General features: G+C 32.0%; 1 protein-coding gene. It reads right to left on the reverse strand.

What is annotated here, in order from left to right; translation table 11 throughout:
* Positions 1 to 973 (reverse strand): methyl-accepting chemotaxis protein (locus tag SR62_RS01990; protein WP_261791846.1); only part of this gene is annotated, 973 nt, incomplete at both ends.

The raw sequence follows: 973 nt of genomic DNA on the forward strand, positions 1-973 counted from the left end.
TTCTTCTTAACATCTTCTAAGATATTATTAGCTATATCACTTACTGTACTAGAAATAATAGCTGATTCATTAGCAATTTCAACATTATCTTTAGTAGTTTGATCAATTTGAGCTACGCTATCATTGATTTGAGTGATACCTGCAGTTTGTTCTTTAATACTTTCTGCCATATCATTGATAGATTGAACAAGTAAATTAGTATTAGCTTCAATTTCTGATAAAGACTTTTGAGTTCTTTCAGCTAACTTTCTAACTTCATCAGCTACCACTGCAAAGCCTCTACCATGTTCTCCAGCACGAGCTGCTTCAATAGCTGCATTTAAAGCTAAAAGATTGATTTGATCTGCAATATCACCTATAATACCTGTAACATTTTTAATCTCTTCAGATTGAGTGATAACATCACTAGTTTTAACTGAAACATTTTGCATAGAAGAAGTGATCTCTTCTAAAGCTGCTGCAGTTTCTTCTAAAGATTGAGCTTGAGAATTTGAAGAAGTGGTTAAGCTTTGAACAGCAGTTTGTAATTTTCCACTTTCATTAGCTAAAGCATTAGCAAAGTCTGAACTTTGTTTTAGCATTTTAATGATTTCTTGCCCTAGTGCATTAGTAGTTACCTCTACAGCTCCATTGGCATCTTTTACTTCAGTAGTAAAGTCAAGAGATTTATAACTATTAAATACTCTTTGAATTTCATTCATATCAGAACCTACTCTAGCTTGTAAAGCATCAAGAAGTCTATTTAGAACATTTTTAAGTTCAATAAGTTGTGGGTTTCTTGGATTAGCAGTAATTCTTGCTGTTAAATTACCACCTTCTACAACTGATACGGTTTGAACTGATTCTTTAACGGCTTGATTGTCTTGTTCTAAGCCTCTTTTAGTAGCAAGAATGTTTTCATTGATAGCATTTGAGATTTGTCCAAATTCATCATTGCTTTTTACTTCTATAGTAGAAACATTTTTTGTTTTAT

Source organism: Campylobacter sp. 2014D-0258 (assembly GCF_008000495.1).
Taxonomy (GTDB): domain Bacteria; phylum Campylobacterota; class Campylobacteria; order Campylobacterales; family Campylobacteraceae; genus Campylobacter_D; species Campylobacter_D jejuni.